Raw genomic sequence first — 12,873 nt, forward strand, 5'->3', positions numbered from 1 at the left:
AATCACCATGAAAACCACCCGCACCCTCCTGGCCGCCGCTGTCGTCGGCGCAGCCCTCCTGGGCACCCTGCAGACCGCCAGCGCCGCCCTGACCGCCACGCCGGGGCAGTTCAAGGTCGGCATGGAAATCACCTACCCGCCCTTCGAGTCCTATGACGGCGACAAGGTGGTCGGCTCGGACCCCGAGCTGGCGGAGCTGCTGGCCAAGCACATGGGCCTTACGACGAGCTTCGTCAACACCAAGTTCTCCGGGCTGATCCTGGGCCTGAACGCCGGCCACTTCGATGCGGTGATCTCCGGCATGTACGTCACCCCCGAGCGTACCGCCCAGGCCCTGGCCATCCCCTACGCGCAGACGGGCGCCGCCATCATGGTGCCGGCCGACAGCGCCGAGCGCCCGGCCAAGCCCGAAGACCTGTGCGGCAAGAAGATCGGCCTGGAGAAAGGCACCACCTGGGTGCCGAAGTTCGAGGAGCTGTCCAAGACCTACTGCGTTCCCAATGGCAAGGGCGCCATCAGCGTGAGCGAATACCCGTCCGCCCCGGAAGTGACCCAGGCGCTGCTGTCGAAGAACGTCCAGGCCCAGGTGGAGATCTCCGGCGCCGCACACATGATCGCCGAGCGCTCCAAGGGCCGCGTGGTCGTCAGCTCCAGCGAGCTGATCTACAAGCAGACCCTGGGCATGTACGTGAAGAAGGGCAACCAGGAGCTGTACGACGCACTCAAGACCGCCTTCCAGAAGACCAAGGACAGCGGCGAATTCGCTGCCCTGCTGAAGAAGTACGCTCTCGAAGAAGCCCCGGCGACCGAGTGATTCCGCGTTAACGCAACATGAAAGACGGGGCTGGCCTCGCGCCAGACCCCGCTCGCCGAGGTGCCCATGCAGTTCGACTGGTCCTACTTCTTCTCCCTCTTCTCCTTGCCGGATTTCTGGAAGGCCTGCGTCACGGTGATCGAGCTGAGCGCCCTGACCTGGCTGATCGGCATGGTCCTGGGCTTCTTCCTCGCCTGCGCCAAGCTCTCCGGCTCGCGCTGGCTGCGCGTGCCGACGGGGCTATACATCTGGTTCTTCCGCAGCGTGCCGCTGCTGGTGCTGGTGGTCTTCGTCTACAACCTGCCGCAGCTGTTCCCGGCCAGCGGAGCCCTGCTGTCCAACCCGTTCATTTCCGGCCTGCTCGCCCTGGTGCTGACCGAAGCGGCGTACATGGCCGAGATCCATCGCGGCGGCCTGATCTCCGTCGCCAAGGGCCAGAAGGAAGCCGGCCGCGCCCTGGCCATGGGCAGCATCGGCATCCAGCGGCTGATCGTCATTCCGCAGGCGTTCCGCATCTCGCTGCCGACGCTGATCAACGAGTACGTCACCGTGGTCAAGCTGACCTCGCTGGTCTCGGTGATCTCCCTCACCGAGCTGCTGCAGGTCGGCGAGCGCCTCTATGCGCAGAACTTCCTGGTGATGGAAACCCTCTCGGCGGTCGCCATCTACTACGTGCTGATCGTCACCCTGTTCGGCTGGGGCCTGCAGTACCTCGAGCACCGCCTGGACCTCAACGCGCGCAAGCCGGAAACCCTTTCCGACGAGCACCTGGACAGCCTGCGCAGGAGCCTTCCGGCCACCCCGGTGGCCAGCCGCGAGGCCGTCCCGGCCGGTGCCCCGCCCGCGCTGCAACTCAAGGGCATCCGCAAGCGCTACGGCTCTCACGAAGTGCTCAAGGGCGTCGACCTGAGCGTGGGCAACGGCGAAGTGGTGTCGATCATCGGCCCGTCCGGCTCCGGCAAGACCTCGCTGATCCGCACCGTCAACGGCCTGGAAGGCATCGACGGCGGCGCCACCGCGCTATTCGGCAAGCCCTACATCGAAGCCGGCAAGCCCGACCCGGCGCGCCTGCGCGACGGGGTGCAGCACATCGGCATGGTGTTCCAGAACTTCAACCTGTTCCCGCACCGCACCATCCTCGACAACGTCACCCTGGCGCCGCGCTTCCATGGCCTGGCCGGGCGCGACATCTGCGAGCAGAAGGCCCTCGCGCTGCTGGACAAGGTCGGCCTGCTGGCCCACGCCAACAAGTACCCGCACCAGCTCTCCGGCGGCCAGCAACAGCGCGTGGCCATTGCCCGCGCGCTGGCCATGGCGCCGGCGATCATGCTGTTCGACGAGCCGACCTCGGCGCTGGACCCGGAGCTGGTGGGCGATGTGCTCAACGTGATCCGCGACCTGGCGAAGGAAGGCATGACCATGGTGATCGTCACCCACGAGATGGATTTCGCCCTGTCGATTTCCGACCGGGTGATCTTCATGGAACACGGCCAGGTGCAGGTCGATGCCGCGCCGGCGCGCATCCGCAACGGCGACTGCGGCGAGCGCGTGATGCGCTTCATCGGCCTGGAGCGCCAGGCCCAGCAGGACGAGGCGCAGCACCGCGCCTTCCTCGCCGGCTGACGTCGGAAGACCAGGCGGCACAGGGGCGTGCCGCCTGGACGCCCCTTCACGGGGCCGAGGGCGGGCTGCCGTTGATGAGTCTCCCCAGAAGCGCCAGCCCTTCCCTCACCTCTTCCAGCGACGGGCCGCCCAGACACAGGCGAATGCCTGACGCCGGGTCGCCCGGGTCCACCATGACCGATTCGGGCGGCGTCACCCGGATGCCCACCGAGGCGGCCGCCGCGGCCAGCTGATCGGCAGCCTCGCGGGGCATCGGCAGCCACAGGTGATAGGCGTCCGGGTGCGCGACGAGCTCGGCCGCGCCGAGCAGCGAAACCGCCAGGCTCGACCGCCGGCGCGCTTCGTGGCGCAGGTCCTGCGGGATGGAGGCGATGACGCCGCTGGACAACCACTCCTCGACCACGGCACAGGACAGCGGCGACGGCGCCATCGGGATGTCCTGCAGGAGGTCCCGGACCAGGTCGGTCATCGCCGCGGGCAGAGCGAGCAGGCCGATGCGCAAGCCGGGGCCGATGGACTTGGACAAGCCATTGACATGCAGCACACGCTCAGGCGCCAGCGTCACCAGCGCCGGCGCGGTGGACGGCCCCAGCGCGTAGACGCCGTCCTCGATGATCCAGGCTCCCGACTGCCGACACACCTCGACAATCGCCCGCCGGCGCGCCAGGCCCATGGTGGCGGTGGTGGGGTTATGCAGTGTCGGCGTGAGGTACACCGCGGTGCTGGTGCCGCCCGCGACACGTTCCAGCGCCTGGGCGAGCGCCTCCGGCAACATGCCCTCGGCGTCCATCGCGACGCCCTGCATCCGGTAGCCCTTGCGCCGCGCCAGTGCGATGGCGCCGGGGTAGGTGACCCGCTCGGTCAGAACCACCCCGCCAGGCCCGCAGGCCAGATCAAAGGCCAGTGAAATCGCCTGGCGGGCGTTGCTGGTCAGCGCCAGATTCTCGGGGTCGACCTCGATACCCAGCGACTGGAGCCAGCGGGCCAACAGGCGCCGATGCTCCAGATGGCCGGCGGGTGGCGAGTAGAGATTGAGGTGATCGGCGTCGATCGTCCGTGCGACGCCGGCCAGGGTGCGCGCCAGCAGACGTGCCGACAGCATCGCCGGCGGCACGTTGGAGGACAGATCGATCACCCGGTCCTCATGGGCCTGACGGATCGCCACGAACATGCCGCGGCCCTTGACGCTGCGCACCAACCCCCGACGCTCCAGGGCCGCATAGGCCTTCGTCACCGTGCCCAGGCCGATCCCCAGCTGCCAGGCGAGATCGCGATGGGCCGGCAGGCGGTCGCCGCCCTGCAGGCGCCCCTCGACGATGTCGTCGGCCAGTGCCCGTACCAGCCGCTCGGCGGCGCTTGCGTCGAGTTCCGCGAGGCGCGGTGTCCAGGGCGATTGAAGCAGCATGCGGAGCGTCCCGAGTGAGGAATAGTGTAGCGTGACACTATTTAAATAGATCAAAAGTGTAACGTGCATTAGGGTGACTGGCGACATTCAACCGTTTCGCCACAGCCCGACGCCACCGCGGGCACTGGAGTGCTCGATGTTCAACAGCACCATCGCCCTCGCCTTCGGCTCCTACTTCCTGGCGGCGGCCAGTCCGGGGCCGAGCAACATGGCGATCATGGCCACGGCCATGCGCGACGGCCGCCTCCCCGCCCTCGCCCTCGCGAGCGGGGTCATGACGGGCTCGCTCACCTGGGCAGGGCTGGCGGCAACCGGTCTCTCCACCCTGCTGGCCACCTTTGCCGAGGCGCTCATCGTCATCAAGGTGGTGGGCGGCCTCTACCTGCTCTACCTGGCGGCGCGTGCCGGCAGGTCCGCCCTGCAGCCGATCCTGGCGCTCGCCCGCACCGAGGCGGCACGCACGCCACCGCGCTACCTGCCCCTGTACCGCCAGGGCGTGCTCATGCACATCAGCAACCCCAAGGCGATCATGTCCTGGGTGGCGATCATGTCGCTGGGCCTGCAGCAAGGCGCTCCCAGCGGCACCCTGGCGACCATCATCGGCGGCTGTGCCCTGCTCGGCATCGGCATATTCGGCGGCTACGCCCTGCTGTTCTCCACCGCCCGGATGATCGCTGTCTACGCCAGGCTCGGCCGCTGGATCCAGGGGCTCTTCGCCACGCTGTTCACCGTCGCCGGGGTGAAGCTTCTGGTCGCGCCCGTTTGAGCCGCCATCCAACACTCACCCAAGCCAGGAGCGCTGTCGTGTCCCATGAATTCCAGATGATCGACGTGTTTGGCAGCCGGCCGCTGTCCGGCAATCCGCTGGCGGTCGTGCTCGGCGCCGATGGGCTCTCAACCGCGGAAATGCAGCGCCTGGCGCGCTGGCTCAACCTGTCCGAGACCACGTTCCTGCTGCCGCCCACCCATCCGGAGGCGGACTACCGGGTGCGGATATTCTCGCTGGACAGGGAGCTGCCCTTTGCCGGGCACCCCACCCTGGGCAGTTGCCATGCCTGGCTTTCCACCGGGCGCGCGGCGAGCAAAGCGACGGAGATCGTCCAGGAGTGCGGCGTTGGCCTGGTGACCATTCGCCGTGAGCCCGGCCTGCTCTACTTTGCCGCGCCACCGCTCATGCGCAGCGGGCCGCCCTCGCCGGCAGAGTTGAGCGAAGCGATTGCCTTCCTGGGGATAGCGCCGGGCGATATCGTCGATGCCGCCTGGGTCGACAATGGCCCCGGCTGGCTGGGCATCCGCCTGGCGTCGGCGGATAAGGTGTTGGCGCTGGCCCCGCAACGCAGCTGGCCGCGCAGGATCGACATCGGCGTGGTCGGGCCGCATTCGGCTGGCGAGGCGGCGATCGAGGTTCGGGCGTTCTTCAACAATCACCTGGGCACCATCGTCGAAGACCCCGTGACCGGAAGCCTCAACGCCTCCCTGGCCCAGTGGCTGTTCTCCAGCGGCGTGGTCGAGGGGGACTATGTCGCCGCCCAGGGAACCCGGCTCGGCCTGCACGGACGCGTCCACGTATCGCGCGACAGCACCGGCCAGGTGTGGGTCGGCGGCAGGACCCACACCCAGGTCAGCGGCCGACTCCAGGGCCTGGCCTGAGCCTTGGGCAACGCGCCTGCCGCACGGCCATGCGCTGCCCTCCGGGCAAACGGCGAGGGCTACCCCCGTCGCCGGTACAGGCTACGTGCCAGCGCATCCAGCGCGAAGCCCAGCACGCCGATCAGCAGCACCATGGCCATCAGCTCCGAGTAGGCCAGGCGATCCCGCGTGTCGAGGATGTAGTAGCCGAGCCCGGCGCTGACGCCGAGCATTTCGCAGGGCACCAGGACGATCCAGAGGATGCCGATGGCGAGCCGCACGCCGGTCAGCACGTGGCCGAGGACGCCGGGGAGGATGACCTTGCGCAGCGTCTCGTACGGCGTGGCGCTCAGGCTCCTGGACAACTGCAGCCAGCGCGGGTCGAGCTGGCGCACCCCGGCGGCGGTATTGAGCAGGATCGGCCAGACGGCGGCGAAGGCCAGCAGGAAGTAGATCGGCGAGTCGCCCACGCCCATCAGCATCACCGCGATGGGCATCCACGACAGCGGCGAGATCATCCGCAGGAACTGGAACGCCGGCGTGGTGGCCGCCTCCAGTTGGCGCGACGCCCCCACCAGCAAGCCCAGCGGCACGCCCACGGCGAGCGCCAGGAGCAGGCCGAGCAGCACCCGCTTCAGGCTCACCAGCACGTGTTCGTACAGCTCCGGGCGCACCAGCAGCTCGCCCAGGCTGGTGAAAGTGGCCCGGGGCGAGAACAACTGCCCCAGGCCGTCGCCGCCGAACCACCGCACGCCGAGCCACCACAGGCCGAGCAGCGCGAGCAGCCCGGCGACGCCCAACGCCCAATGGCGGCGCGTGGAAAGCACAACCGGTGTCACGTGGTGATCTCCTCGCGGCGTTCGAAGCTGTCCGGGTAACCGAAGGCGCCCAGGCCGCCGACGCCGGCCAGCGCCTGGCGCACGAAGCGGTCGTCCACCAGGTCCTTCGCCACCTGCGAAGGTTCCAGCGCGGCGAGGAAGCCTTTGTCGCCCTGGATCAGCGTGTCCTTCAGGCGGCGCACCAGTTCCTCGGTGTAGCTGGGGAACGGATACGGCTGGAAGTCGATGCGCTCCTCGTGCCAGTCGGCATGGCGGATCGCCCCGTCGGCCAGGTACTGCTGGCGCTCGCCGGCCGCCGGGGCCAGCACGCGGCCGAGCACGTCCGGCGCATGGGGCGTGTAGCGGTTCTCGCCCTCCTTGGACAGCAGCCTGGCCGCTTCGGCGCGGTTGTCGCGGGTCCACAGCTGCGCCTTGACGATGGCGTTGACCACCTTCTGCGACCACTCCGGCCGGTTGTTCAGGTCGTGCTCGTGCATGAACACCACGCAGCACGCATGGTTGCGCCAGACGTCGCCAGTGAAGCGCTGGATGCGCCCGACCTTGAGGTTTTCCGCCAGGGCGTTGAACGGCTCGGCGACGATGTACCCGGCGATGCGCCTGGACGCCAGCGCCGGCGGCATGTCCGACGGCGGCAGCACCACCAGGTTGACCTCGTTGGCGGCCAGCGCGGCGTTGGCCGGCTTGCTCACGGCCTGCAGGCCGTTGTCGCGCAGCAGCGATTGCAGCACCACGTTGTGGATCGAGTACCAGAACGGGATCGCCAGCGTCTTGCCGCCCAGCTGCTTCACGTCGCTGATGTCCGGCGCCACGGTCAGGCCCGAGCCGCCGACGTGGTTCCAGGCCACCACCTTGGCCGGCACCTTGCTGCCGTAGCGCGCCCAGATGGTCATTGGCGACAGCAGGTGGATGACGTTGACCTGCCCGGAGATGAACGCCTCGATCACCTGCGCCCAGCTGCGCAGCAGTACCGGGCGTTCGGCCTTGATGCCCTCGGCGTCGAACAGGCCGTTGGCATGGGCCACCAGCAGCGGCGTGGCGTCGGTGATCGGCAGGTAGCCGATGCGCACCGGGGCGTCCGGTTCGCTGGCGGCGCGCGCCTGCAGGCTGGACAGCAGTGGCAGTGCGCCGGCGGCGGACAGCAGCGCGGCGAGTTTGAGGATGTCACGTCGGGAGTGTGTGGGGTCGTCCAGGCACATGGGCAGGCTCCTGCGCAGAAGGGATATTTGCGTGGGTGCGGCTTGCCCGCCGTAGGGTTAGGAGGATCTCGACCCGCAGCGCGCCCAGTTCCTCGACCAGCTCCGCACGGGGTTGCGGCAGGTCGATGCGCCACTCGCCCAACGTCCGCGCCGGGGTGTCGCCCAGTAGCAGGATGCGGTCGGAAAGCAGCAGGGCTTCGTCGATGTCGTGGGTGATCAGCACGGCGGCGGTGCGCCGCTGGTGGATCACGCCGAGCAGCAGTTGTTGCATGTCGGCGCGGGTGACTTCGTCCAGCGCGCCGAAGGGTTCGTCGAGCAGCAGCACCTGCGGTTGCCGCGCCAGGCAGCGCGCCAGCGCCGTGCGCTGGGCCATGCCGCCGGAGAGCTGCGCGGGCATGAAATCGCGCGCATGGTTCAGGCCGACGGCGGCGATGGCATCGTCCACGCGCTGCTGCAGCGTGGCCTTGTCGAGTGTCGGCTGGCGGGCGAAGTCGAGGCCAAAGGCGACGTTCTTCACCAGGCTCAGCCAGGGCAGCAGGCTCGGGTCCTGGAAGGCCACGGCAACGCGCGGGTGCGGGCCGTCGATGGGCTGGCCGAGCAACTGCACCCGGCCGGCGGCAGGTTTCTGCAACCCGGCGAGCACGCGCAGCAGGCTGGACTTGCCGACGCCGCTGGGGCCGAGGATGGACGCCACCTCCCCCGGCGCCAGCGCCAGCGCGAAGCCTTCGAGCACGCTCCGCCAGCCACTGTCGCCGCGGTAGCCCAGGGCAACGTCGCTGGCCTGCAGGATTACCTCGCTCATGCGCGCGCCTGCTTCTGCAGTTCGGCGCGCAGCTGCACCAGGCTGGGCGTGACGATGGGCACGAAGGCCGACTCGCGCCAGCGCCGGGCGAACGCCGCGCCGTACTCGCTGAGGTAGGCCTTGCCGCCGCTGGCCTGCAGCTCCAGCTGCACGGCCGCTGCCGCACCCTCGGCCAGGCCGATGCGCAGTCGGAACAGCCTCGCCGGCTCGCCGAGGAAGGCACCACTGTGCAGCCCGTCGCGCAGCTGCGCGACGCGTTCGTCAAGTTCGGCGCTCAGGCGCTGTTCTTCCTCACGCAGCACCGAGCGACGGTCGCTCAGGTGGTTGCGCACGGCTTCCAGGGCCTTGCGGGTGAGGCCGATGGTCATCGCGCATTGCAGGCCGAGAAACGCCGGGCGCACGGCCGGCAGGTACTGTCGGGCATCCTCGTGCAGCAGCCATTCGCGAGGCAGCGCGACGGCGGAGAAATCCAGCGCCGCGGTGTTGCTCGATTGCAGGCCGAGCAGTTGCAGATCGTCCGAGCGGGTCAGGCCGGCGCTGTCGGAAGCGATGGCCGCCACCAGCGGCGCCGCGCCCGGCCGCTCGATGGCGGCCGCCACCACGAAGCGGCCCTTGCGCAGGTTGGTGACCCAGTGCAGGCGGCCGTCCAGCGTCCAGCCATCGCCGGCGGGCGTGGCGGCCACCTGCAGGTTCTCGATGCCGGAGAGGAACTTCATGGCATTGGAAAGGCCCGTGGCGCCGGCCAGGCTGCCATCGAGCAATTCGCCCAGCAGGCGGTCGCCCAGTTCGCGATTGGGGCTCTGCAGCAGGTATTCGATGAAGGCGCGCTGGCCCCAGAAGACGAAGGCGGCGGTCAGGGAATGGCTGGCGACGTCGGCGATGGCATCGATCGCATCGAGCAGGTCACCGCCGCTGCCACCGCGCTCGGCCGGCACGCCAATGGCGAACAGGCCGGCAGCGGCGAGTTGCGGCAGTACGCTCTGCGGATCGGTATGGCCGAGGTCGAGGCCCTCGGCGTGCTCGTCGAGCCAGCGGCTCAGGGTCGGGTCGAGCATGTCGCTCTCCTTGCAGGGGCGGCGCGGGCCGCCCGGTCACACGAAATCAGGCGGTGGCCTTTTCCCAGCGGTAGCGGCCCAGCTCCGGGTTCAGCGGCGTCTGCGCCAGCACGTTGGCGAAGTTGCACAGGGTCGCCAGGCTGATGCCCAGCAGCACTTCCAGGGCGTTGCCATCACTGAAACCGGCGGCGCGGAAGGCCGCCAGGCTCGCGTCGCTGACCGCGCCACGGGTGGCGATGGCCTCGCGGGCGAAGGCGGCCAGGGCTTCCAGGCGGGCATCGGGGAGTTCGCGCTGTTCGCGCAGGGCGGCTATCACTTCCTCAGGCAGCTTGGCCTTGTTGTAGGCCACCGCGGTATGCCCGGCGACGCAGAAGTCGCAGCCGTGGGTGGTGGCGGCGATCAACTGCACCACCTCGCGCTCCGCCAGGCCCAGGTCGGACTTGCCGTTGAGGCCAGAGACGGTCACGTAGGTTTCCAGCGCGGCCGGCGCGTTGGCCAGCACGCCCAGCAGGTTGGGGATGAAGCCGGAGCCCTTGAGGGCGTTCTCGAGGAAGGGTTTGGCGGCTTCAGGCGCGCTGTCGAGGGTCTGGATGGGCAGGCGGGACATGGTTCGACTCCGTTGAAATGGGGTGTCGAAAAAGTCTGTTGGTAATAAGAAATCCATTCAATATTCTAAAGTCGCTATCACTTGCTCATGAGTCTTTCCATTAGATGATTTCGTCCAGCCCCCTGGTTGATTGGTTATTAGACAGCCTTGAACTGAGCGCCAGCCTGTTCCATGTGGGCCGCTATTGCGGCGGCTGGCACGCCTCCACCCACGGGCTGGCGCGGGCGAGCTTCCACCTGGTGGTGCAGGGGCACTGCTGGCTGCACCTGGACAACGAGCCGCCGTGCCGGCTGGATAGCGGCGACGCGGTGTTCATCCTGCGTGACGTGCCGTATCGGCTCTCCAGCGAAGCCAGCGCCGAAGACGCGGCCTGCCAGCCGCGCCAGAGCATGACCGCGCTGGAGTGGCAGGCCGAGGACGGCGTGGGCCTGGTCTGCGGGTTCTTCCATTTCGATTCGGGGCTGTCGGCGCTGATCATCGACGCCCTGCCCGCCTTCCTCGTGCTGCGCGCCGGGGAGCCGTCCCAGCGCGCCGCGCGCAGCCTGTTCGAGCTGATCCTGGAGGAGTGCCGGCGGCAGCCCGCGCCGTCGCAGCAGATGCTCGAACGCCTGAGCCACCTGCTGTTCCTCTATGTGCTGCGCCAGCAGGTGGTGGCCAACCCGTCCCTCGGCGGGCTGGTCGCCCTCGCCCGCCAGCCGCAGTTCGCCGGCCTGCTGGAGCAGATGATCCAGCAGCCGCAATTGCCCTGGACCCTGGAAGACATGGCGGCCTGCGCCGGGCTGTCGCGCTCGGCCTTTTTCAAGCGCTTCAACGAAACCTGCGGACAGTCGCCCGGCCAGGTGCTGCTGGCCCTGCGCATGGGCCAGGCGTGCCGTCTGCTGAAGGCCGACCAGAGTGTGGCGGAAGTCGCGGCGGCGGTCGGCTACCAGTCCATCGCCGCGTTCACCCGCGCCTTCCACAAGGCCACCGGGCAGCAGCCGGGCGCCTTCCGCCGGGCGGCGAACTAGGCTGCCCACCCGGGCATAACCTTATGCCCGAATGATCTGCAAGATTTCCCCGCCTCGCGCCACAGATACGTCAGCGGACCTCTGTCCGAGCCCTCTGAACTGTCTGGAGCTGCCATGCCATCTGCCCCGCTTGCCGACGCACTGCCGGCGCCCGATTGGGCCCCTCTGCGCGCCGCCCTGGAACGCGACCGCCTGGGATCAGGCGAATGGCCCACCTGGCTGCTGCTGATCGGCGTCCAGGCCGGCTGGTTCGCGCTGCTGCTGGCCAGTCCCTGGCTCGGCGTGTGGCCGACCACGGCCCTGCTGGTTCCCCTGGTGGCGCTGTGGATGTCGGTGCAGCACGAGCTGATGCACGGCCACCCGACGCGCCTGCCGCGGCTGAATGCCCTGCTGGGCTTCATGCCCTACGCACTGTGGTACCCCTACCCGCTGTACCGCGACAGCCACCTGGCGCACCACCGCGACGAGCACCTGACGCTGCCGGGCATCGACCCGGAAAGCCGCTACATCGGCCACGCCGGCTGGCACCGCTTGCCCGCGCCGGCGCGCGTGCTGCGCTGGGCGGACAAGACGCTGCTGGGGCGGCTGCTGATCGGCGCGCCCATCGCCCTGTGCGGCCTCGCCATCGAAGAAGGCCGCAAGCTGCGATTCGGTGATCGCCAGGCCTGGCGGATGTGGTCGATCCATGGCGCGCTGTGCGCGGCGCTGCTGGTCTTCGTGGCGCACTTCAGCGCGATCTCGGCGCTGCACTACCTTGTCTGGGTCAGCGTGCCGGCACTGGCCCTGGGCATGCTGCGCTCCTTCTACGAGCACCGCCCCGCCGCCGCGCCGGAGCAACGCAGCGTGCTCAACGAAGCGGGCTGGCCGTGGCGCTGGCTGTTCCTCAACCTCAACCTGCACCTGGTCCACCACGACCTGCCCTGGGCACCCTGGTATCGCCTGCCGCAGCTGTACCTCGCGCACCGCGACTACTGGCTGCAACGCAGTGGCGGCTTCCTCGTGCGCGGCTACGGTGAACTGATCCGCCGCCATGCCGTGCGGCCGGTGGACAGCCCCCGCCACCCTTTCGCCACAACGGAGCCGAGCGCATGACCCTGGCCCTGGCCGAACTGCCGATGTACACGGCCCCGGATGTCGTCCGCGAGGCCAGCGACGCCTGGATCGCGCGCACCCTGGCGCTGCTTGGCGTGCACCGCGAGCCCTGGCCGGGCGATGATCTGCACGCCCTGTTCCTGAACCCGCAGCTGCTCTTCACCCAGACCTGCGGCTATCCCCTGATGACCGCCCTGCGCGGCCGGGTGCGGCTGGTCGGCCGTCCGGACTTCGACCTGCCGCACAGCGCCGGCGGCGAGCATTGCAGCCTGCTGCTGGTGCGCGAAGACGACCCGCGCGACCACCTCGACGCCCTGCGCGGCTGCCGCGGCGCGGCCAACAACCCCGACTCCAACACCGGCATGAACCTGCTGCGCCACGCCCTGGCTCCCTGGCAGCGCGGCAGCCGCTACTTCGGCGAACTGCACTGGAGCGGCAGCCATCGCCAGAGCCTGGCGTGGCTGCGCGAAGGCCGCGTCGACCTGGTCGCGATCGACAGCGTCACCTTCGCCTATCTGGCCCTGCATTCGCCCGGCGAAACCAGCGGCGTCCGCCTGCTGCAACGCAGCGCGCCGAGCCCAGCCCTGCCCTACATCACCGGCGCCGGCGAGGCGCAGGTGAGGGAGATCCGCGAGGCCCTGAACCTGGCCCTGGAGCAGCAGCCCGAGGTGCGCGCCGCGCTGCGCATTCGCCGCGTCCTGCCGACTGCCGAGGCGGACTACGAGGTGCTGCTGGACTACGAGCGCGAGGCGGCCGAGCGGGGCCTGGCGGCGCTGCATCCCGGCCAGTGAAGGCCCCTGCGCA

Annotated in this window: 13 protein-coding genes; 7 read left to right on the forward strand and 6 right to left on the reverse strand. The window is 69.3% G+C overall.

What is annotated here, in order from left to right; translation table 11 throughout:
- Positions 1-7 precede the first annotated feature (7 nt).
- Both N0B71_RS25315 and N0B71_RS25320 read left to right on the forward strand, forming a co-directional pair.
- A complete protein-coding gene (locus tag N0B71_RS25315) occupies positions 8-814 on the forward strand; it encodes an ABC transporter substrate-binding protein (protein WP_259755686.1) in 807 nt (268 codons plus the stop codon).
- Positions 815-880: 66 nt separating this feature from the next.
- Positions 881-2,437, forward strand: coding sequence for an amino acid ABC transporter permease/ATP-binding protein (locus N0B71_RS25320; protein ID WP_259755688.1), 1,557 nt, complete (start codon positions 881-883; stop codon positions 2,435-2,437).
- 46 nt (positions 2,438-2,483) lie between these two features.
- Here the strand turns inward: N0B71_RS25320 and N0B71_RS25325 are convergent, their stop codons facing one another.
- On the reverse strand, positions 2,484-3,842 hold the full coding sequence (locus N0B71_RS25325) for an aminotransferase-like domain-containing protein (RefSeq protein ID WP_259755689.1): 1,359 nt from the start codon (positions 3,840-3,842) through the stop codon (positions 2,484-2,486).
- 136 nt (positions 3,843-3,978) lie between these two features.
- Here N0B71_RS25325 and N0B71_RS25330 point away from each other — a divergent pair, with 136 nt between their 5' ends.
- Together N0B71_RS25330 and N0B71_RS25335 are read left to right on the forward strand one after the other, a co-directional pair.
- Positions 3,979-4,608: a LysE family translocator gene (locus N0B71_RS25330; protein WP_259755691.1), complete on the forward strand. Its 630-nt coding sequence runs from the start codon at positions 3,979-3,981 to the stop codon at positions 4,606-4,608.
- A 56-nt stretch (positions 4,609-4,664) separates the two neighbouring features.
- Positions 4,665-5,492, forward strand: coding sequence for a PhzF family phenazine biosynthesis protein (locus N0B71_RS25335; protein ID WP_259759680.1), 828 nt, complete (start codon positions 4,665-4,667; stop codon positions 5,490-5,492).
- Between the two features lie 59 nt (positions 5,493-5,551).
- Here the strand turns inward: N0B71_RS25335 and N0B71_RS25340 are convergent, their stop codons facing one another.
- The 5 genes from N0B71_RS25340 to N0B71_RS25360 are packed head-to-tail and all read right to left on the reverse strand — an operon-like array spanning position 5,552 to position 9,970.
- Positions 5,552-6,298: an ABC transporter permease gene (locus N0B71_RS25340; RefSeq protein ID WP_259759681.1), complete on the reverse strand. Its 747-nt coding sequence runs from the start codon at positions 6,296-6,298 to the stop codon at positions 5,552-5,554.
- 8 nt (positions 6,299-6,306) lie between these two features.
- The gene (locus N0B71_RS25345; RefSeq protein WP_259755692.1) at positions 6,307-7,506 is read right to left on the reverse strand and encodes an ABC transporter substrate-binding protein; all 1,200 of its coding nucleotides are present in this window, start codon (positions 7,504-7,506) and stop codon (positions 6,307-6,309) included.
- Positions 7,472-8,308, reverse strand: a complete 837-nt coding sequence (locus N0B71_RS25350) for an ABC transporter ATP-binding protein (RefSeq protein ID WP_259755694.1) — start codon at positions 8,306-8,308, stop codon at positions 7,472-7,474. The genes N0B71_RS25345 and N0B71_RS25350 overlap by 35 nt, the downstream gene beginning before the upstream one ends.
- Positions 8,305-9,363 carry an acyl-CoA dehydrogenase family protein gene (locus N0B71_RS25355; protein ID WP_259755695.1) on the reverse strand — a complete coding sequence of 353 codons (1,059 nt, stop codon included), beginning with the start codon at positions 9,361-9,363 and terminating at the stop codon, positions 8,305-8,307. The genes N0B71_RS25350 and N0B71_RS25355 overlap by 4 nt, the downstream gene beginning before the upstream one ends.
- A 46-nt stretch (positions 9,364-9,409) precedes the next feature.
- Positions 9,410-9,970, reverse strand: coding sequence for a carboxymuconolactone decarboxylase family protein (locus tag N0B71_RS25360; protein ID WP_259755696.1), 561 nt, complete (start codon positions 9,968-9,970; stop codon positions 9,410-9,412).
- A 104-nt stretch (positions 9,971-10,074) separates the two neighbouring features.
- On the opposite strand from N0B71_RS25360, the gene N0B71_RS25365 reads away from it, so the two are divergent.
- The 3 genes from N0B71_RS25365 to N0B71_RS25375 all read left to right on the forward strand — a co-directional run bounded on the left by N0B71_RS25365 (position 10,075) and on the right by N0B71_RS25375 (position 12,860).
- A complete protein-coding gene (locus N0B71_RS25365; RefSeq protein ID WP_259755697.1) occupies positions 10,075-10,977 on the forward strand; it encodes an AraC family transcriptional regulator in 903 nt (300 codons plus the stop codon).
- 114 nt (positions 10,978-11,091) lie between these two features.
- Positions 11,092-12,069 (forward strand): fatty acid desaturase, encoded by a 978-nt coding sequence (locus tag N0B71_RS25370; protein WP_259755698.1) that lies wholly within the window; start codon positions 11,092-11,094, stop codon positions 12,067-12,069.
- Positions 12,066-12,860 (forward strand): phosphate/phosphite/phosphonate ABC transporter substrate-binding protein, encoded by a 795-nt coding sequence (locus tag N0B71_RS25375; RefSeq protein ID WP_259755699.1) that lies wholly within the window; start codon positions 12,066-12,068, stop codon positions 12,858-12,860. Before N0B71_RS25370 ends, N0B71_RS25375 begins: the two co-directional genes overlap by 4 nt.
- The last annotated feature ends 13 nt before the right edge of the window (positions 12,861-12,873 follow it).

The organism is Pseudomonas sp. GCEP-101, assembly GCF_025133575.1.
Taxonomy (GTDB): Bacteria; Pseudomonadota; Gammaproteobacteria; order Pseudomonadales; family Pseudomonadaceae; genus Pseudomonas; species Pseudomonas nitroreducens_B.

What these genes read in the sequence shown, in the direction of transcription:
- N0B71_RS25345 (WP_259755692.1), bottom strand. Translation starts at nt 7,506, where the DNA reads ATGTGCCTGGACGACCCCACACACTCCCGACGTGACATCCTCAAACTC.
- N0B71_RS25335 (WP_259759680.1), top strand. Translation starts at nt 4,665, where the DNA reads ATGATCGACGTGTTTGGCAGCCGGCCGCTGTCCGGCAATCCGCTGGCG.
- N0B71_RS25315 (WP_259755686.1), top strand. Translation starts at nt 8, where the DNA reads ATGAAAACCACCCGCACCCTCCTGGCCGCCGCTGTCGTCGGCGCAGCC.
- N0B71_RS25370 (WP_259755698.1), top strand. Translation starts at nt 11,092, where the DNA reads ATGCCATCTGCCCCGCTTGCCGACGCACTGCCGGCGCCCGATTGGGCC.
- N0B71_RS25330 (WP_259755691.1), top strand. Translation starts at nt 3,979, where the DNA reads ATGTTCAACAGCACCATCGCCCTCGCCTTCGGCTCCTACTTCCTGGCG.
- N0B71_RS25320 (WP_259755688.1), top strand. Translation starts at nt 881, where the DNA reads ATGCAGTTCGACTGGTCCTACTTCTTCTCCCTCTTCTCCTTGCCGGAT.
- N0B71_RS25355 (WP_259755695.1), bottom strand. Translation starts at nt 9,363, where the DNA reads ATGCTCGACCCGACCCTGAGCCGCTGGCTCGACGAGCACGCCGAGGGC.
- N0B71_RS25325 (WP_259755689.1), bottom strand. Translation starts at nt 3,842, where the DNA reads ATGCTGCTTCAATCGCCCTGGACACCGCGCCTCGCGGAACTCGACGCA.
- N0B71_RS25360 (WP_259755696.1), bottom strand. Translation starts at nt 9,970, where the DNA reads ATGTCCCGCCTGCCCATCCAGACCCTCGACAGCGCGCCTGAAGCCGCC.
- N0B71_RS25375 (WP_259755699.1), top strand. Translation starts at nt 12,066, where the DNA reads ATGACCCTGGCCCTGGCCGAACTGCCGATGTACACGGCCCCGGATGTC.
- N0B71_RS25350 (WP_259755694.1), bottom strand. Translation starts at nt 8,308, where the DNA reads ATGAGCGAGGTAATCCTGCAGGCCAGCGACGTTGCCCTGGGCTACCGC.
- N0B71_RS25365 (WP_259755697.1), top strand. Translation starts at nt 10,075, where the DNA reads ATGATTTCGTCCAGCCCCCTGGTTGATTGGTTATTAGACAGCCTTGAA.